General features: G+C 69.7%; 13 protein-coding genes and 1 tRNA gene. 2 read left to right on the top strand and 12 right to left on the bottom strand.

The genetic code is table 11. The features are described 5' to 3' along the window. Window positions 1-7: 7 nt before the first annotated feature. From ACIPV2_RS12175 to ACIPV2_RS12150, 6 genes are all read right to left on the bottom strand, one after another. Window positions 8-823, bottom strand: coding sequence for an amino acid ABC transporter substrate-binding protein (locus ACIPV2_RS12175; RefSeq protein ID WP_400841586.1), 816 nt, complete (start codon window positions 821-823; stop codon window positions 8-10). 166 nt (window positions 824-989) lie between these two features. Next, window positions 990-1,679, bottom strand: coding sequence for a 50S ribosomal protein L1 (gene rplA / locus ACIPV2_RS12170; protein ID WP_101188533.1), 690 nt, complete (start codon window positions 1,677-1,679; stop codon window positions 990-992). An 11-nt stretch (window positions 1,680-1,690) separates the two neighbouring features. Next, a complete protein-coding gene (gene rplK, locus ACIPV2_RS12165) occupies window positions 1,691-2,122 on the bottom strand; it encodes a 50S ribosomal protein L11 (RefSeq protein ID WP_101188532.1) in 432 nt (143 codons plus the stop codon). 184 nt (window positions 2,123-2,306) lie between these two features. Beyond that, a complete protein-coding gene (gene nusG, locus ACIPV2_RS12160) occupies window positions 2,307-3,311 on the bottom strand; it encodes a transcription termination/antitermination protein NusG (protein WP_101188531.1) in 1,005 nt (334 codons plus the stop codon). A gap of 57 nt (window positions 3,312-3,368) precedes the next feature. Continuing rightward, window positions 3,369-3,638: a preprotein translocase subunit SecE gene (gene secE / locus ACIPV2_RS12155; protein WP_101188530.1), complete on the bottom strand. Its 270-nt coding sequence runs from the start codon at window positions 3,636-3,638 to the stop codon at window positions 3,369-3,371. A 36-nt stretch (window positions 3,639-3,674) separates the two neighbouring features. Continuing rightward, window positions 3,675-3,747 (bottom strand) — tRNA-Trp (locus ACIPV2_RS12150). Window positions 3,748-3,973: 226 nt separating this feature from the next. Here ACIPV2_RS12150 and ACIPV2_RS12145 point away from each other — a divergent pair. Together ACIPV2_RS12145 and ACIPV2_RS12140 are read left to right on the top strand one after the other, a co-directional pair. After that, window positions 3,974-5,791, top strand: a complete 1,818-nt coding sequence (locus ACIPV2_RS12145; RefSeq protein ID WP_400841582.1) for an HSP90 family protein — start codon at window positions 3,974-3,976, stop codon at window positions 5,789-5,791. Then, complete coding sequence (locus ACIPV2_RS12140; RefSeq protein WP_400841580.1) at window positions 5,791-8,586, top strand: hypothetical protein; 2,796 nt, start codon at window positions 5,791-5,793, stop codon at window positions 8,584-8,586. Before ACIPV2_RS12145 ends, ACIPV2_RS12140 begins: the two co-directional genes overlap by 1 nt. 672 nt (window positions 8,587-9,258) lie before the next feature. Here ACIPV2_RS12140 and poxB read toward each other — a convergent pair. The 6 genes from poxB to ACIPV2_RS12110 form a co-directional block, all read right to left on the bottom strand. Then, a complete protein-coding gene (gene poxB / locus ACIPV2_RS12135; RefSeq protein WP_400841578.1) occupies window positions 9,259-10,983 on the bottom strand; it encodes a ubiquinone-dependent pyruvate dehydrogenase in 1,725 nt (574 codons plus the stop codon). Window positions 10,984-11,204: 221 nt separating this feature from the next. Next, window positions 11,205-12,566, bottom strand: coding sequence for an NAD-dependent succinate-semialdehyde dehydrogenase (locus ACIPV2_RS12130; RefSeq protein WP_400841576.1), 1,362 nt, complete (start codon window positions 12,564-12,566; stop codon window positions 11,205-11,207). A 60-nt stretch (window positions 12,567-12,626) separates the two neighbouring features. Further along, on the bottom strand, window positions 12,627-14,096 hold the full coding sequence (locus ACIPV2_RS12125; protein WP_400841574.1) for an NAD-dependent succinate-semialdehyde dehydrogenase: 1,470 nt from the start codon (window positions 14,094-14,096) through the stop codon (window positions 12,627-12,629). Between the two features lie 29 nt (window positions 14,097-14,125). Next, entirely contained in the window at window positions 14,126-15,691 is a 1,566-nt protein-coding gene (locus ACIPV2_RS12120) for an APC family permease (RefSeq protein WP_400841572.1), read from the bottom strand. Then, a complete protein-coding gene (locus ACIPV2_RS12115; protein WP_400841570.1) occupies window positions 15,691-16,584 on the bottom strand; it encodes a universal stress protein in 894 nt (297 codons plus the stop codon). Before ACIPV2_RS12115 ends, ACIPV2_RS12120 begins: the two co-directional genes overlap by 1 nt. Beyond that, window positions 16,581-17,960: a flavin monoamine oxidase family protein gene (locus tag ACIPV2_RS12110; RefSeq protein WP_400841568.1), complete on the bottom strand. Its 1,380-nt coding sequence runs from the start codon at window positions 17,958-17,960 to the stop codon at window positions 16,581-16,583. Before ACIPV2_RS12110 ends, ACIPV2_RS12115 begins: the two co-directional genes overlap by 4 nt. Window positions 17,961-17,968: the final 8 nt, after the last annotated feature.

Here is a 17,968-nt window from a genome sequence, read left to right as displayed (position 1 = left end):
GGCGAGCCTACTCGGTGACGTCCTCGCCGAAGTACTTGTCGCTGATCTCGGCGAGGGTGCCGTCGGCGCGCAGCTCCTCGAGTGCCTCATCGACGGCCTTCACGAGCGCCGTCTTGTCCTTGGTGAAGACGAAGGCCTGCTTGCCGGCCTCATCGGTCTCTGCGGCGATCTTGAGCCCCGTGGGACCGTCGCTGGTCTCGTAGTCGAGGAAGGTGAGCTTGTCATTGATGGTCGCGTCCACCCGCCCCTGACGCAGCAGCGCGACCGCCTGCGCCCACCCTTCGACGCCCTCGACCTTGGCGCCGGACTCCTTTGCGAGGTCGTTCCAGTTGCTGGTCAGCGACTGCGCGGTGGTCTTGCCGTCGAGGTCGGCGAACGAGCTGATCGAGTCGTCGTCGTCCTTCACCACGATCACTCCGGGCGAGACGGTGTACGGAGCACTGAAGAGGTAGTTCGCCTCGCGGTCGTCGTTGATGGTCACCTGATTCGCGATGACGTCGAAGCGTCCGGCATCCAGGCCCGCGAAGATCGCGTCCCACTGGGTCTCCTGGAACTCGACCTTCAGGTCGAGCTTGTCGGCGACCGCCTGGATGATCTCGACGTCGAACCCGGTCAGCTCGCCGGTGCCGCCGTCGGCGTGGAAGCTGAACGGCCGGTACGTGCCCTCGGTCGCCACGGTGAGGGTGCCGTCTTCGACGAGTCCGAAGTCGGAGCCGCCGGACGTGGCCGATCCGCTCGAGGCAGGAGCGCTCGAACCGCTGCAGGCGGTGAGCGCTGCGGCGGCGAAGACGAGTGCGGTGGCGGCGATGAGACGACGGGACATGGAAAGCCCTCCTGGGGTGCGGTGGTGCGGTGGTGCGGTGATCTCACACTATGCGCCGAACCTGCATGGGCGGTCGTGCATGTCGCCGCGTGACACGCAGAAGGCCCCCGCCGGCGAACCGGCGGGGGCCTTGCGACGACGGGCTCAGCGGCCCGGTCGATCAGCGTCAGATGGCGTTGACGTCCAGCGGGATGCCGGGGCCGAACGTGGTCGACACGGCGCCCTTCTGGATGTAGCGGCCCTTCGAGCTCGACGGCTTGAGGCGGACGATCTCCTCGAGCGCAGCGCCGATGTTCTCGTCCAGCTGCTCAGCGGTGAACGAGGCCTTGCCGACGATGAAGTGCACGTTGGCGTGCTTGTCGACGCGGAACTCGATCTTTCCGCCCTTGATCTCCTCGACGGCCTTGGCCGGGTTGGGGGTCACGGTGCCGGTCTTCGGGTTCGGCATCAGGCCACGCGGGCCCAGCACCTTTCCGAGGCGACCGACCTGGCCCATGAGCTCAGGGGTCGCGACGGCGGCGTCGAAGTCGGTCCAGCCGCCGGCGACCTTCTCGATGAGCTCGGAGCTGCCGACCTCATCGGCGCCCGCGGCGATGGCGGCCTCAGCGGCTGCACCGTTCGCGAACACGATGACGCGAGCGGTCTTGCCGGTGCCGTGCGGCAGCATGACGGTGCCGCGCACCATCTGGTCGGCCTTGCGGGGGTCGACGGCGAGCTTCAGCGCGACCTCGACGGTCGAGTCGAACTTCGCCGAACCGGTCTCCTTCGCGAGAGCCACGGCCTCGGTCGGGGTGTAGAAACGGTCTGCCTCGATCTTCGCGAGAGCAGCCTCATATGCCTTGGACTTGGTAGCCATTGTTATCTCCCTCAGCCCTCGACCGTGATGCCCATGGAGCGGGCGGTTCCGGCGATGATCTTCGACGCGGCGTCGATGTCGTTCGCGTTCAGGTCGGCCTGCTTCTGCTCGGCGATCTGACGAACCTGGTCGTTGGTGATCTTGCCGACCTTGACGGTGTGCGGGGTGGCCGAGGCCTTCGCGACGCCTGCGGCCTTCTTGATCAGCTCGGCTGCCGGCGGGGTCTTCAGGACGAACGTGAAGCTGCGGTCCTCGTAGACGGTGATCTCCACGGGGATGACGTTGCCGCGCTGCGACTCGGTCGCGGCGTTGTACGCCTTGCAGAACTCCATGATGTTCACGCCGTGCTGACCGAGCGCGGGGCCGATCGGCGGCGCCGGGTTGGCTGCACCGGCGTTGATCTGAAGCTTGATCAGGCCGGTCACCTTCTTCTTGGGTGCCATGATTTTCCTTTCATCGAGCGGATGCCCAGGGCATCCCTCTCCCGCTTCCCCGGCGTCTCCGGGGCGCGGTACCCTTCGACGGGCTCAGGGACCCATCGAAGAAGTGCACAAACCATGTAAGTATACCCGATGCAGAACGCCCCACCGGCCGAAGCCAACGGGGCGCTCTGCAGACGCGGAGGCGTCAGATCATCTTGGTGACCTGCTCGAACGACAGCTCCACCGGGGTCTCGCGCTCGAAGAGCGAGACGAGAACCGTGAGCTTGCCGCTGGCGGCGTTGATCTCGCTGATCGTTCCGGGCAGACCCGCGAACGAGCCCTCCTTGATCGTGATGGTCTCGCCGACCTCGAAGTCGACCTCGGCCGCCATCGGACGGGCGACGGCGACGCCGCCCTTCGCCGCGATGGACTTCGCGGTGGGGACGTCCTTGACCTCGACGAGCGACTTCAGCATGTTGAACGCCTCTTCGAAGCGCAGCGGGGTCGGGTTGTGGGCGTTGCCCACGAAGCCGGTGACACCGGGCGTGTGGCGCACGACCGACCAGGTGTCCTCGTTGAGCTCCATGCGCACCAGCACGTAGCCGGGGATGCGCACGCGGTTGACCATCTTGCGCTGGCCGTTCTTGATCTCGACGACGTCCTCCATCGGGACCTCGATCTGGTAGATGTCGTCCTCGACCTCGAGCGTCGACTTGCGCTGCTCGATGTTGGCCTTCACCTTGCGCTCGAAGCCGGCGTAGGAGTGGATGACGTACCACTTGCCGGGAAGCATGCGCAGGTCCATGCGGAACGCCTCGTAGGGGTCCTCCTCGACGGCGTCGTCAGCGTCGTCGACCTCGGGGCCGTCGTACGGGGTGACCTCGTCGGCCGCAGCGGCCTCGGCCTCGGCGGACTCCTCCGCCACAGCGTCGTTGAGGACCTCGGCGGCTGCTTCAGACTCAGCCGCTTCGTCCAGGTTCAGAGCGTCGTTCACGATCGCGTCCGCCTCCGGGTCTTCGATCTCGATGTCATCGTCGGTGTCGTCGTACTCCACGCCGGTCTCACCCTCGATGTGCAGAGCGCTGTGCTCGGCGGCCGAGGAGGACTGCTCCTGCTCGGCGAGCACGTTGCCCTCCTGGGACTCGTCCTCTTCGCTGGACTGCTCGGCAGCGGTCGCCCAGTCGGCGTCGTCGGAATACTTGTCAGACACTTTGCTTCTTTCCAATCGCTGCGACGGCCCGCGGGACGGACCGTCGAAGTGGGCTCATCAGCTCAGCGGGACTCCGAAGACGTAGTGCGCGCCGGTTCCGAAGAGCCAGTCGAGTCCGTAGACCAGACCCATGACGATCAGCACGAAGACGAACACCACAGTGGTGAACTTGATGAGTTCCTTGCGGGTCGGCGTGACGACCTTGCGAAGTTCGCTGATGACCTGGCGGAAGAACAGGGCGATGCGTCCGAAGAAGCCGAGCTTGCTGTCGCGCAGGGCGTAGGTGCCCGAGGCGGCGATGTCGCCGCGAACGTCGTCCTGGTCCATGCACGTACCTTTCGTGAGTCAGCATGCGCTGACGCGCAGGGCGGACAGGAATCGAACCTGCAACCTGCGGTTTTGGAGACCGCTGCTCTGCCAATTGAGCTACCGCCCTAGAGACCGACCGGCCTCTGGGTCCACCTCCCCGCCGCGACCCTGAGGCACGGTGAAGGATGCAGACAACTGCCCCTCAAGTGTACGGCATCCGGAACCGTCGGCCGAACCGGTGCTGACGCCCGCGTGAGTCGCGGGCGTCGGGCAGACTGGGAGGAGCCGGTCGCGACCGGCGCAGAGCCGGTGACGAGAGGGGCCCAGTGGGCGCGGATGTGCAGCAGTTCCAGGTGGATCTTCGGGGAGTCGTCGACCTGCTGAGCCGGCACATCTACTCCGGCCCTCGCGTGTACCTGCGCGAGCTGCTCCAGAACGCGCGGGATGCCATCGCCGCCCGCTCCGAGGTGGATGGCGGCGGCACGGGCATCCGGATCACGCCGCTCACCGACGACGGCGGCGAGTTCGTGCTGCGCGATGACGGCGTCGGCCTGACCGCGACCGAGGTCGCGGATCTGCTCGCGACCGTGGGTCGCAGCTCGAAGCGCGACATCTTCGACATGCCCCGCAGCGACTACCTCGGGCAGTTCGGCATCGGGCTGCTGAGCTGCTTCATGGTCTCGGATCGCATCGTCATCCGCTCCCGCAGCGCGCGCGGCGGTGCCGGCGTGGAGTGGACCGGCAGCGCTGACGGCACCTTCCAGGTCGTCGAACTCGATGAGGAGGTGCCGATCGGCACCAGCGTGCATCTCACCCCGCGCTTCGAGCACGCCGATCTGCTGCGTCCCGCCGCGGTCCGACAGCTCGCGCAGGATTTCGGCGAGTTCCTGCCCGTGCAGGTCACGATCGGGATGCCAGGCGGCGACGTCGATGTGACCCGCCCCGCGCCGTTCCTCGGCGAGGGCGACGCGGACGCGGCCCTCGCGTACGGTCGCGACCTCATCGGCGCGACCCCCATGGACGTCATCGAGATCTCGGAGCCGGCCACCGGCACCCGCGGCCTCGCCTACGTGCTCCCCTTCGCTCCGCCGCCCAACCTGCGACAGGCGACGCGCACGTATCTCGGCCGGATGCTGCTGGCCGAGCGCTCGGCGGAGGTGCTGCCCGACTGGGCGTTCTTCGTGCGCGCGGTCGTCGACTCCACGGGCCTCTCCCCCACCGCCAGCCGCGAGTCCCTCGTCGAGGACACCGCCCTCGAGCACGTGCGGGAGCGGCTCGGTGCGGGCATCCGCCGCTGGGTGCTCGAACTCGGGCTCACGGCTCCGCACCTGCTCACCCAGTTCGTCGCGGTGCACGAGCTGGGCTTGAAGTCGCTCGTGCGCCATGACGACGAGCTCGCCCGCTTCATCACGCGCTGGCTGACCGTCGAGACCAACCACGGCAGCGTGCGCATCGGCGATCTCGTCGAGCAGCACCGGCACATCCGCTATGCCCGCACGGTGGACGAGTTCCGGCAGGTGGCGGGGATCATCCCGGCATCCGAGGTGCTCGTCAACGGCGGGTACCTGTACGACGCCGACCTCGTCGCCGAGCTTCCCGCGCTGTTCCCGGACGTCACGGTCGAGCAGATCGACGTGACCGGCGAGCTGGACCGGCTCGACCCGCCGCCACTCGATGACCGCGAGGCCGCCATCGCGCTGGAGGCGCGTGCGGGCGCCGTGCTCGCCGCATCCGGATGCGCGGTGATCGTCCGCGCGATCGACCGGGCGGATCTCAGCGGACTGTACGTCGCCGACCCGCGCGTGCTGCGCGCGATCGACCGCGGCCGCACCAAGGGCATCGCCGGCGGTCTGTGGGGCGGCGTGCTGTCGCGAATCGACGACACGATGGGCGGCGCGGCCGACGACGACCAGCGCGCGCGGCTGTGCCTGAACTGGTCGAACCGCGTGGTGCGCACCCTCGCCGGGGTCGACGACGACGCCGTGTTCTCCCGCACGGTGCAGCTGCTGTACATCCAGGCGCTGCTCGCCGGCCACCATCCGCTGACCGATGCCGACCGGTCGCTGATGACCACCGCCCTCACCGATCTCGTCGCCCTGTCGGCCGGGGTGCGCGACGATTTCCCCTTCGACGGGCTCGACCTGCCCGACCCCTTCACCGAGGAGCCCTGATGACCGACTCGACGACGCGATTCCAGCAGCTCCTCGACGAGATCGACAGCACACCCTGGGGTCCGCACGAGCAGGCCCTGACCGCCGAGGCGGTGGCCCTCGCGCAGGAGCTCGGCGACGAGCAGCTCGAGTACCAGGCGCGCATGCGCCAGACGGCTTCGGCGAACATGGGCGGTCTCACCGACGTGATGCTGAACTCGTTCGCCTGGTGCCTCGCGCACCACGACGCCGATCCGCAGCGCTTCCCGCTCGACATCGACAACGGGGCCGCTGACCTGATGTGGCAGTTCAAGTGGATGGCAGCGACCCTGCGCGCCTCGCCGGCGTTCTCGAGCGAGCAGATCGCCGGCGTGCTCGACGACATGGAGGCGCACTACCGCCGCGCGGGGATCGGCATGAGCGGAGTGCTCACCGCCCGCTTCGAGGATGCCTGGGCCTCCGGCCGCATCGACGAAGCCGAGCGGCTGCGCGGCCTGCTCGAGACGACGCCTCGCGACGACTACAGCCACTGCGATGCCTGCGGACGCAGCCAGAACGCCGGGTTCTTCGCCGCGACCGAGCGAGACGAGCAGGCGATCCGCCTGGTCGAGGAGATGATCGAGGGTGGCTTCTCGTGCGGCGAGGAACCCGAGCACGCCCTGTCGCGCGTGCTGCTGCCCTATCTGCGCACCGGCCGTCTCGACGACGCCAGGTCGGCGCATCTGCGCAGCTACCGGCTGGCGAAGGACAACCCCGACAACCTCGGCATCGTCGCGAACAACCTCGTGTTCGCCGCGGTCACGGGCAATGAGGCACGGGCGCTCTCTCTGGTCGAGCGCCACCTGCCGTGGCTGGCGCACGACCCGCTGAACGTCGACGGGCACTTCGCGATGCTCTCGGCCATCGCCTTCGCCCTCGACCGCGTCGCGGCGGTCGGTCACGGCGAGGCCACGGTGCGCGGAGCCGACGCCGCCGGCCTCGAGTCGTTCTTCGGCGATCGTGAGGGCGGGTGGACGGCATCCGCCCTGGCAGCTGCGGCGAGCGCCGCGGCCGACCGCATCGGCGCCGAGTTCGACGAGCGTGACGGGTCGGACTGGCACGCGCAGCGCCGCGCCCGCATGCAGGCACTGGCGGGCGCACGCTGGGACGTTCCCATCCGCTCGGATGCGTTCGCGGTCGAGACGCCGTCGGCCCAGCCGCAGGATGCCGAGGGCTGGTACGAGCGGGCTGTCGCCCTGGCCAGCTACGGCTCGGAGCGTGATGCGCTGGCCGCCGCCGACCGCGTCGGCGAGCTCCCGGATGCCGAGAGGCGGGCGCGGCTGCTCGGGCTGCGCATCGGCGCGCACACGTCGCTCGCGGAATGGGCCGCGGCCGAGGCGCTGCTGCCGCTGCGCGGTGCGGCGCTGCGAGAAGCCGGACGCCCGGAGCAGGCCGAGCTGGAGGCCCGCCGCGGGCTCGCGCTGTACGGACGCGGCGACGTCGGCGATCACGCGGCGCTCGAGCAGGAGTGGGCGGATGCCGCCGGCCTGCCCTCCTGGTCGCGCGGCGACGTCGCGCTGACCCTGGCTTCGCTGCGGTTGCGAGGTGACGACCCGGTCGGCGCCGCGGAGCTCACCGAGCACGCGGCGGTGTGCTTCGCCGAGGCCGGCGACGCGCGGCTGGTCGCGGCGAGCAGGATGCTGCGCGCCATGTCGTGCGTGGCCCAGGGCGAGATCGAGCAGGCTCAGGAGCTGCTGGAGTCGCTGCTGGCCGACGAGGACCTCGACCCCGGCCAGCGGGCGCGCCTGCTCGAGGTGCGGGCTCGGCTGCACGGCGGGGCCGGTCGGCTCGAGGAGGGTGCCGTCGACGCGGACGTCGCCGCGGGCGTCCTGACCTCCCTCGGCGCGGTCAGCGCTCTGGCCGACGCGCAGATGCTCGCCGGCGCACTGTGGGACGACGCCGGGCACCCCGATCAGGCCGTGCCGCGCTACCGTGCGGGCATCCGCCTGATGCGCGAGCGGGACGGCGATGTGAGCGGCGCGGAGTTCCGGCTCGGTCGGGCGATGCTCGCGGCGGGCCATGCGGCCGAGGCCGCCGAGCTGCTCGGAGATGTGCTGCAGCGCGAGGAGAGCAGCGGAGCGTCGGCCGCGTCGCGGGCGATGACGGCGAGTGTGCTGGGTCGCGCTCTCGCCGCCGCTGAGGAGTACGGCCAGGCGATGGGCGCGTACGGCTATGCGGCCGAGCTGCATGCCGAGGCGGAGGAGCCCGCCGAACAGGCACTCGTGCTCACCGAGCAGGCGAAGATCCTCGCGCGCTTCGGCGAGCACACCGACGCGCGCCGGCTGCTCGAGCAGGCAGCCGACCTGGTGCGCCCCACGGATGCGGTCGGCGCGATCGTCGAGGTGCTGCACAACCTCGGGCAGTCGTACGGCGGCGTGCGCGACGAGCGCGCATTCGAGCTGTTCGACGAGGTGCGCGCCCTCGCGGTCGAGCACGAGGCGGACTGGCTGATCGCCGACGTGACAGACTCGCGCGGACGTGCGCTGATCGAGTTCGACCGCATCGACGAGGCGATCGCCGCGCTGCTCACCGCGGCCGATGGCTTCGCCGCGATCGGGGATGCCGGAGCGGCCGGCGGTTCGGAGCTGTTGGCCGCCCGCACGCTCGCCGGCGCCGATCGCCTGGACGACGCCGTGCCGCTGTACCGCAGCGTGCTGGACCGCGCAGCGGGGTTCCCGCAGCTGCGCCAGGTCGGGGCCCTCGAGCTCGGCGACGTTCTCGAGAAGCTCGGCCGCACCGGCGACGCCGCACAGGTGCGCGCGCTGCTGGACGAGTAGGTCGCAGGGAGCTCTGGCGTTCGGCATCCGGCGTTCGGTTCGCCGCCGCTCATCCGACGTAGGCGAACGCTCGAGCGCAGGACGAAATCCCCGACTTTTCTCCTACCTCCGCCTGTTCACCTACGCTCGTGCGGACAGGCGGGCCCGCCCAGCCCGCCCAGCTGCCCGGATGCCGCGCATCGGGCATCCGACATCCAGGCATGCGGGCGTCCCTCTCTGCGACTCATTCGTCGTTGGCGAACGCGCGAGCGCAGGACAAGACGCCCAAGTTCTCCCCTACCTCCGCCTGTTCGCCTACGCTCGCGCGGACAGGCGGACCCGCTCAACCCGCAGACCTGCCCGGATGCCCGGCATCCCCGGCATCAGAGCATCCGGGCATCCCTCGCTGCGACTCATTCGACGTAGGCGAACGCGCGAGCGCAGGACGAAAGGGACGACTTCTCCCCTACCTCCGCCTGTTTGCCTACGCTCGTGCGGACAGGCGGGCCCGCCCAGCCCGCAGGCCCGCCCGGACGTCGGGAGTCCGGCATCCGGGCATGCGGGCATCCCTCGCCGCGACTCATCCGACATAGGCGAACGCGCGAGCGTAGGACGAAACGCCCGAGTTCTCTCCTACCTCCGCCTGTTCGCCTACGCTCGCGCGGACAGAGCGCCCGGGCCGTGCGCGCGCCATCAGAAGAGCTGACGCCAATTGGCCTTCGCGAGATCCAGCAGCTCGTCGCCGCGGCCGGACATCACGGTGCGGATCGCGTAGAGGGCGAAGCCCTTCACCTGCTCGGCGCTCACCGACGGCGGCATCGAGAGCTCCTGCCTCTCGGTGACCACGTCCAGCAGAGCGGGCCCGTCGTGGGCGAGCACCTCGGCCACGGCATCCGGCAGATCCTCCGACCGCTCGACCCGGCGCGCGAAGATGCCGAGGGCCGTCGCGATCGCGGCGAAGTCGGGGTTGTTCAGGTCGGTGCCGTAGGTGACGAACCCGGCGGCCTTCATCTCGAGCTCGACGAAGTTCAGCGACGAGTTGTTCACCACGACCACCTTCACCGGCAGCCGGTTCTGCGTGACCGTGATCAGCTCGCCGAGCATCATCGCCAGTCCCCCGTCGCCGGCGAGCGCGATCACCTGCTGATCGGGCCGGGCCGTCTGCGCGCCGATGGCGTGCATCACCGCGTTGGCCATCGACCCGTGCGTGAACGAGCCGATCAGACGCCGCCGCTCGGTCATCGAGAAGTAGCGCGCGGCCCAGACCGTCGGGGACCCGACATCCGCGGTGAAGATCGCATCCGACGCTGCAGCCTCATCGATCAGCCGCGCGAGGTACTGCGGGTGGATCGGCGCCTTCCCGCGAGCCGGCACCGCGAGCTCATCCAGCTTCGCCCGCGTCTTGCGGTAGTGCGCGACCGCGTCGTCGAGGTGCGAGCGGTCGCTCTTCTCAGCCAGTCGCGGCAGAAGCGCGTCGACTGTCGCCTTCACGTCGCCGACGAGGCCGAGATCGAGCGGATGCCGCCGGCCGAGCTGCGAGCCGCGGATGTCGACCTGGATGGTCTTCGCGTTCTCGGGATAGAACTGCGTGTAGGGGAAGTCGGATCCGAGGATGAGAAGCACCTCGGCCGCCTCCATCGCGCGGAATCCTGAAGCGAAGCCGAGCAGGCCCGTCATCCCGACGTCGAAGGGATTGTCGTACTCGATGTGCTCCTTGCCGCGCAGCGCGTGCACGATCGGGGCGGCGAGCCGGTCGGCGAGCGCGACCACCTCGTCGTGCGCACCCTCGACCCCGGCGCCGGCGAGGATGGTCACCTTCCGCGTGCCGTTGAGCAGCGTCGCCGCCTGCTCGAGTTCGGCGGGGCTGGGCGTGATCACGGGGTTCGTACGCGGGATGACGACGGCGCGGTCGTCGGCGATCTCGGCGAGTGCGACATCTCCCGGGATCACCAGAACTGCGACGCCTCGCTGCTCGATGGCAGCGCGCATCGCGATCTCCATCAGGCGCGGCATCTGCGTCGGGTCGGCGACGTACTCGACGTACACGCTCGACTCGCGGAACAGCTCCTGCGGGTGCGTCTCCTGGAAGTACCCGGTGCCGATCTCGACCGTGGGGATGTGCGCGGCGATGGCGAGCACCGGCACCCGCGAACGGTTCGCATCGTAGAGTCCGTTGATCAGGTGCAGGTTGCCAGGGCCACAGGAGCCGGCGACCACCGCAAGGTCACCGGTGAGCGCGGCATCCGCCGCCGCGGCGAAGGCTGCGGACTCCTCGTGTCGCACATGCACCCAGCGGATCGTCCCGTCTTTGCGCAGCGCATCGGTGAACCCGTTCAGCGAGTCGCCCGGGAGGCCGTACACCCGGTCGATGCCGTTGACGCGCAGCGTGCGGACCATGTTCTCAGCGACGGTGACCATGCCTCGACCCTACGCCCGCCGGCACTGGTCGAGGTCGGCGGGCTCGAGGCCGGCGCCGGTCGAGTCCGGCGCGGGTTCAGCATCCGCCCGACCCACCCGAGGTAGGAGAACACGCGAGCGCAGGACGAGAACCCGGGTTCTCATCCTGCGCTCGTGTGTTGACCTTCGCTCGCGCGCCCGACATCGGCGCGCTGAACACCGGATGCCCGGGCCCGGGCCGCTCAGGCCGTGCGGATCAGCTTCTTGTTGACGAACTCGTCGGCGGCCAGCAGGCCCAGCTCACGCGAGGTGCCGCTGCGCTTCACGCCGCCGAAGGGCAGCTCAGGGCTGTCGGCGAGCGCGGTGTTCACGTAGACCATGCCCGCCTCGATCCGGTTCGCCACGCGCTCGGCCTGCTCGGCGTCGGTCGTGAACAGGTAGGAGCCGAGGCCGAACGTCGTGTCGTTGGCGAGCTCGACGGCGGCGTCCTCGTCAGCGACACGGTACACGACAGCGGCCGGGCCGAAGAGCTCCTCGCGGTACACGTCCATCTCGGGAGTCACGTCGGCGAGCACGGTCGGCGCGAAGAACGCCCCCTCACGGGTGCCGCCGGTGAGCACGGTCGCCCCCTGTGCGATGGCCGTGTCGACCTGCTCCTGCAGGCGGTCGGCGGCCGCCAGCGACGACAGCGGGCCGAGCACGGTGTCCTCCTGGGTCGGATCCTCCGCCGAGACGGCGGCCAGCGACGCCACGAACTTCGAGGTGAACTCGTCGTACAGCTCGTCGACGATCACGAAGCGCTTCGCGCCGTTGCACGACTGCCCGTTGTTGTCGAGGCGGGCGTCGACGGCGAGCTGCACGACCGAGTCGAGGTCGTCGGTCGAGAGGACGATGAACGGGTCGGACCCGCCCAGCTCGAGCGCGACCTTCTTGAGGTTGCGGCCGGCGACCTCGGCGACGGCGGCACCGGCGCGCTCGGATCCGGTGACCGAGACGCCGTGCACGCGCGGGTCGGCGATGATCGTCGCCGCCTGGTCGTTGGTGGCGTACACGTTCACGTATGCGCCCTCGGGCAGGCCGGCGTCGCGGTAGATGGCCTCGATCGCGGCAGCCGACTCCGGGCACTGCGGGGCGTGCTTCAGGATGATCGTGTTGCCGATCGCGAGGTTCGGGGCCGCGAAGCGGGCCACCTGGTACGCCGGGAAGTTCCACGGCATGATGCCCAGCAGCGCGCCCAGCGGCGCACGCCGCACCACGGCGGTGCCCTCCCCCACGATCTGCAGCGGCTGGTCTGCGGTGATCACGTCGATGTTGTCGGCGTAGTACTCGATGATGTCGGCGGCGAACTCGACCTCGCCGACTGCGGCGGCGATCGGCTTGCCCATCTCGCGCACGATGATCGCGCCCAGCTCGTCCTTGCGCTCGCGGTGCAGCTCGGCGATGCGGCGGATCACGGCGGCGCGCTCGGTCGGAGCGGTCGCGCCCCAGACCTTGGCGGCTGAGGCGGCGGCCGCGACGGCCTGCTCGATCTGCTCGTCGGTGGCGGTGTCGTAGCTGGCGAGGGTCTCGCCGGTGGCCGGATTGACGACGGCGTAGTCGGTCATGTCGGTTCCTCTCGTAAAGGCAGGTGGGCCCTCGACGATGTCGGGGGCCCACCCGTCGGGTCAGCTGTTCGGAATCAGGGTGTACTTGGTCGACAGGTACTCGTGGATGCCCTCGGCGCCGCCTTCACGGCCGATGCCGGACTGCTTGACGCCGCCGAAGGGCGCGGCGGCGTTCGATACGACACCGACGTTCAGGCCCATCATGCCCGTCTCGAGCGCATCGATCATCCGATGCCCCCGGCCGAGATCCTCGGTGAACACGTACGAGACCAGCCCGTACTCGGTGTCGTTCGCGAGACGCACCGCTTCCGCCTCATCGGCGAAGGTGGCGATGGCGAGCACAGGTCCGAAGATCTCCTCGCGGAGGATCGCGCTGCCGGCGACCACATCCGTGAGCACGGTCGGCTCGTAGAAGGTGCCGGTGCCCTCGACGGCCTTGCCGCCGGCCAGCACGCGCGCACCGCGGTCCACGGCGTCGCCGACGAGTTCCTGCGCCTTGGCGACGGCGTCCTCGTCGATCAGCGGCCCGATCGCCACACCGTCTTCCGTGCCGCGGCCGATCTTCATCGCCTGCACGCGCTCCGAGACGCGGCGACCGAACTCCTCGGCCACGTCCTGGTGCACGATGAAGCGGTTGGCCGCCGTGCACGCCTGGCCGATGTTGCGGAACTTGGCCGCCATCGCGCCGTCCACGGCCTTGTCGAGATCCGCGTCCTCGAAGACGACGAACGGAGCGTTGCCGCCCAGCTCCATCGACACGCGCAGGACGCCGTCGGCCGCCTGCGCGATGAGCTTGCGGCCCACCTCGGTCGAGCCGGTGAACGACAGCTTGCGCAGACGCGGGTCGGCGATGATCGGGCCCGACAGCGCGCCGGAGCGCGAGGTCTGCACGACGTTGACGACACCGGCGGGCAGGCCCGTCTCCTCCAGCAGCTTGGTGAAGAAGATGGTGGTCAGCGGGGTCAGCGCCGGGGGCTTGATGATCACCGTGCATCCGGCCGCGAGCGCGGGGGCGATCTTCCGCGTCGCCATCGCGAACGGGAAGTTCCACGGCGTGACGAAGAAGGACGGGCCGACGGGGCGCTGCGACACGATCATCTGGCCGGTGCCCTCGGGGTTGCTGCCGTAGCGGCCGCTGATGCGCACGGCCTCCTCGCTGAACCAGCGCAGGAACTCGCCGCCGTAGACGACCTCACCGCGCGCCTCCGCCAGCGGCTTGCCCATCTCGAGGGTCATCAGCAGCGCGAGGTCCTCCTTGTGCTGCTGCACGAGGTCGAAGGCGCGACGCAGGATGTCGCTGCGGGTGCGCGGGGCGGTGGCCGCCCAGGCATCCTGCGCGGCGACGGCTGCGTCGAGAGCCCGGATGCCATCGCCGGGCGTCGCGTCGGCGATCGACGCGATCACCTCGTTGGTCGCGGGGTCGCGCACGTCGAAGGTGCGCCCCTCCTCGGCATCCGTCCACTGACCGCCGATGAAGAGGCCGCCGGGGACGCGGGAGAGGAGTTCCTGCTCGTTCGATGCGAGTGTCATGTTCATCTCGATTCTGTGGGGAGGGATGGTCAGGGCTGGCGAGCGCTGGGCGGGGCGTCCACTCCCAGCGTCTCACCGCGGAAGAAGGCGGGGGCGAAGATCCTCTGGACGAACATCAGCACCACGCCGAAGACGAGCAGGCCCACGCCGATGAAGAACACGATGCCGATGCCGCCCTCGCCGTTGGCGTCGACGCCGATGGCGATCGATCCGTAGTCGGGCGCGAGGCTGTCGACCGCGGTGATCACGAAGAGCACGAGCAGGATGACGCCGCCGACGAGCGGGCTGGCGAACTTGAAGAAGAAGTCCTTGCCCGAGTCGAACCACTGGCGGCGGAAGTACCACACGCACGCGAGGGCGGTGATGCCGTAGTAGAAGCAGATCATCATGCCCAGTGCGAGGATGGTGTCCCAGAGGGCGTCCTCGCTGAGGAAGCGCATCACGGCGTAGAAGCCGCCCGCGACGAACGCGGAGGCGATCGTCGCGTAGCCCGGGGTGAAGAAGCGCGGGTTGACCCGCGCGAACTTCTTGGGCATCGCACCGTAGTGGCCCATCGCGAGCAGGGTCCGTGCGGGCGAGATGAAGGTCGACTGCAGTGACGAGGCCGACGAGGTGAGCACGGCGAGCGAGAGCAGGAACGCCAGGCCCCCCATCACCGGACCGGAGAGCGCGAAGAACACGTTGCCGCCGATGTCCTCGTTGGTGAGGCCGAGGCCCTTGTCGCCGATCCCGGAGTACATCAGGCTGCTGATGGTGAGCAGCAGGTAGATCGCGATGATCGAGAGCACGGTGAGCATTGCGGCTCGGCCCGGCGTGCGCTCGGGATCCTTCGCCTCCTCGTTCATGGTGAGGGTGACATCCCACCCCCAGAACATGAAGACGGATGCCGAGAGACCCATCACGATCATCGAGAGTCCGCCCTGGATCTCGAACGGGTTGAACCACGCGAACTCCGGCAGGTTCGCCTCGAAGGCGCCGCCCTGCACGGTCTCGACGATCGCCATCACGGCGAAGAGCACGAGGATCACGACCTGGAAGGCCACCAGGCCGTACTGCAGCTTCTGCGAGGTCGACACGTCGCGGTACGACACCCAGGTGGCGAGCGCGACGAAGATCAGGCACACCGCGACGTTCACGAAGGGATTGCGCGTGATGGACGCGATCTCCTCGTTGCCGGAGATCTGCGAGATCAGCAGGAAGAGGAAGTCGACGGCGATGCCGGCGAGGTTCGACAGCACGAGGATCGTCGCGACGATCAGGCCCCACCCGGCCATCCACCCGACGTAGGGTCCGAACGCGCGGGTGGCCCAGGTGAAGCTCGTGCCCGAGTCGGGCATGGCCTTGTTGAGCTCGCGGTACCCGAAGGCGACGAGCAGCATCGGGATGAAGCCGAGCAGCAGGATGGCGGGAACCTGGAACCCGACGGCGCCCACCGCGCCGCCGATCCCGGCGGTGTAGGTGTAGGCCGGGGCGATGCACGAGATGCCCATCACGAGGGCGCCGAGAACGCCGACCGTCCCGACGCTGAGCCCCTTGCGGGAGATTCCGGTCGTGACTCCGGAGTCGGGCGCCATCGCCCGATCGGTGCTGGACATCAACGTTCTCCTGCTTCAGCGCGTGCGCGCGGGACGACGATCATGGGTACGGGAAGCTCGTGCAGCATCTTCGCCGCGGTCGAGCCGAGGAAGAGACGGCGGGGCTGGGCGAGCCGGCTGGAGCCCACCACGATGACCTCTCCCGGATGCCAGCGCAGGTGCGCCACGGCGTCTTCGACGCTGTCTCCTGCCGCGCGCTCGACCTCGGCGGCGACGTCATCGGGAAGGGATGCCCGCACCTGGGCGAGCACGTCCTCTCCGTGCGCGTTCTGCGCGAGGGTGATCGCGCCGGTGTCGAGGCCGGCGGGCACGTCGAACGGCACCAGCGAGACGAGACGCAGCGTGCCGTGGGCGGCTGCCGCGAGGCGCGCAGCCGCGTCGACCACCGCGTCTGCGCCGGCGCGCGTGCCGACGGCGGCCGTGACGCGCGGGATCGGCGTCTCGGCGTCGGCGTTGTCGCGCGAGCCGGCAGGTGCCAGCGCCACGGGGATCGGCGAGGAGTGCACGAGCTCGGAGGCGACGGAGCCGAGGCGGTGGCGGCCGAGAGTCGTGCCGTTGGCTGCTCCGATGACCACGAGCCGTGCGTCGAACTCCTCGCCCGCGGCGATGATGCCCTCGGCGAAGGATTCGTTGAACCGCACGTGCCCGAGGCAGCGGACGTCGGCGGGCACCTGAGCGACGGCTGCCCGCAGCCACTCCTCGGCCTGCGCGCGCACGTGTGCCTCGAAAGCGCGCTCCGGGGGAACGACGGCCGAGCTGCGGGTGCCTTCGGGCGGAAGCACGATGACGAGATCGAGGTGCGCGTCGATGCTGCGCGCGAGCCTCGCACCGAGAGCGAGGGCGTCGGCCCCCTCGTCCGTCGCCGTGTACCCGACGACGATCGACCCGCTCATGCTCCGCTGCTTCCGGCGCCGGCCTTCTCGATGATCTGTGCGGCCGCGAGGCGGCCCATGCGGATCGCGCCGTCGACGTGCTGGTAGCCGGCGCCGGCCATGTCGCTGCAGGCGAAGTGGACCGGACCGACGGCGGCGCGCAGGTCGGCGCCGTAGCGGTGCAGGCCGCCCATGTCGAAGCTCGCGGCGTAGGCGCCGCGGGTCCACTCCTCGCTGCCCCAATCGCTCTCGTAGTACACGACCGGGTTCTTCGCCTCGGGGCCGTAGTAGTGCGACAGCGACTCGAGGATGCGCTCCTTGCGCTCCTCGGCGCTCAGGGTGAACAGGTCGTCGGCGTTCTGGTCGCTGACGAAGCCGACCAGGGTGCCGCGCTCGTCGCCGTGGTTGGTGTTGTCGTAGGCCTCGTGCGAGAGCTCGTACGGGCTGAATGCGGTACCGCTCAGACCCTGCTCGCGCCAGAACGGGCGGTCGTACACCGCGTGCACCTTGATGACGAAGCCCATCGAGAGGTGCTGGTGCAGCTGGTGCTGGCGACGCGGCAGCGGCGGCACGAACGAGATCCGGTCGTACAGCACCGGGGCGTGCGCGAGGATCGCGTGCCGGGCGCGGACGGTCATGCCGTCGGCGTGCGCGACGACTCCGTCCTCGGACCACTCCAGCGTGCGCACGGGCTGGTTCAGGAAGACGTCATCGCCGAGGCGTTCGGCGAGGAGCTGCGGAACCTGCTGCAGGCCGCCGACGACGCGCTTGTCGAGGATGAAGTCGGCGTCGACGAGGTTGGAGTAGGACCCGGCGGATGCCGCCATGAGCAGCGACTGCAGCAGCGAGAACGCGTGGGTGGGCTTGGTGAGCATGGCAGACCCGGTGGCGAACGCGAGGTTGAGCACGGCCTCGTCGTCATCGGTCTGCTGGCGCAGCCAGGCGTCCCAGGTGATCGTGTCCCACTCCGCGGCGCTGGGGTGCTCCCACGGGCGGTCGGGGTCGATCTCGGCCACCATCGCGTCGAGGCGCTCGGTGATCTCGGCGATCACGGCCTCGGTCGCGGCCGACACGGGGAACATCTCACCCGTGAAGCGGTGCAGCGTGCCGTCGGGGCCGACGTAGACGCTGTCGCCCTCGCGGTAGCGGTCGAAGGTCTCAAGGCCCAGGTCGACGATTGTCTCCTTCAGGGCATCCTGATCCGGCGAGACCCACTGGCCGCCGAGCTCGAGCATCGCGCCCTCGATCTGGTCGGTCCACAGGCGCCCGCCGACCCGGTCACGCGCCTCGAGCACGGCGACCGACAGGCCGGCCTTGCGCAGCTCGTTCGCCGCGGTGGTGCCGGCGGCTCCCGCGCCGACGATGACGACGTCGCGCGTGATCTCGTGCTCTGCCATGGGTGATC

Source organism: Microbacterium sp. NPDC089987 (genome assembly GCF_044748505.1).
Classification (GTDB): Bacteria; Actinomycetota; Actinomycetes; order Actinomycetales; family Microbacteriaceae; genus Microbacterium.
The sequence above is the reverse complement of the archived record's forward strand: the minus strand, read 5'-3'. Positions and strand labels throughout refer to the sequence as shown.

Bases quoted from the DNA above. Each gene is read 5' to 3' on its own strand.
- ACIPV2_RS12175 (WP_400841586.1), bottom strand. From the start codon at position 823: ATGTCCCGTCGTCTCATCGCCGCCACCGCACTCGTCTTCGCCGCCGCA.
- rplA (WP_101188533.1), bottom strand. From the start codon at position 1,679: ATGGCTACCAAGTCCAAGGCATATGAGGCTGCTCTCGCGAAGATCGAG.
- rplK (WP_101188532.1), bottom strand. From the start codon at position 2,122: ATGGCACCCAAGAAGAAGGTGACCGGCCTGATCAAGCTTCAGATCAAC.
- secE (WP_101188530.1), bottom strand. From the start codon at position 3,638: ATGGACCAGGACGACGTTCGCGGCGACATCGCCGCCTCGGGCACCTAC.
- ACIPV2_RS12140 (WP_400841580.1), top strand. From the start codon at position 5,791: ATGACCGACTCGACGACGCGATTCCAGCAGCTCCTCGACGAGATCGAC.
- poxB (WP_400841578.1), bottom strand. From the start codon at position 10,983: ATGGTCACCGTCGCTGAGAACATGGTCCGCACGCTGCGCGTCAACGGC.
- ACIPV2_RS12130 (WP_400841576.1), bottom strand. From the start codon at position 12,566: ATGACCGACTACGCCGTCGTCAATCCGGCCACCGGCGAGACCCTCGCC.
- ACIPV2_RS12125 (WP_400841574.1), bottom strand. From the start codon at position 14,096: ATGACACTCGCATCGAACGAGCAGGAACTCCTCTCCCGCGTCCCCGGC.
- ACIPV2_RS12120 (WP_400841572.1), bottom strand. From the start codon at position 15,691: ATGTCCAGCACCGATCGGGCGATGGCGCCCGACTCCGGAGTCACGACC.
- ACIPV2_RS12115 (WP_400841570.1), bottom strand. From the start codon at position 16,584: ATGAGCGGGTCGATCGTCGTCGGGTACACGGCGACGGACGAGGGGGCC.
- ACIPV2_RS12110 (WP_400841568.1), bottom strand. From the start codon at position 17,960: ATGGCAGAGCACGAGATCACGCGCGACGTCGTCATCGTCGGCGCGGGA.